Here is a 279-nt window from a genome sequence, read left to right as displayed (position 1 = left end):
CGCGAAGACGTACTGGGTGAACCCGGAGCAGTCGAAGCCGGACGGCGTCGTGCCGCCGGAGACGTACGGGACGCCCACGTAGCGCGAGGCGACCGAGATGACCGAGGAGCCGACGGCGGAGGCCGGGACCGAGGAGGCGGCGCTCGAGGAGTGCGGCAGCGAGACGCCGACCTGGGCGTAGACGTAGGTCACCAGGCCGGAGCAGTCGAAGCCGGAGGGCGAGGCGCCGCCGACGACGTACTGGGTGCCCAGGTAGCGGGCCGCGATGGACACGACCTG

General features: G+C 72.4%; 1 protein-coding gene. It reads right to left on the bottom strand.

Annotated elements, in window-relative coordinates:
* A partial coding sequence (locus V5O49_RS00015; RefSeq protein ID WP_332900439.1) for an NlpC/P60 family protein occupies positions 1-279 on the bottom strand: 279 nt, incomplete at both ends.

Origin of the sequence: Isoptericola haloaureus (genome assembly GCF_036689775.1) — a bacterium.
GTDB classification, from domain to species: domain Bacteria; phylum Actinomycetota; class Actinomycetes; order Actinomycetales; family Cellulomonadaceae; genus Isoptericola; species Isoptericola haloaureus.
This window is presented reverse-complemented; position numbering and strand designations above follow the sequence as displayed.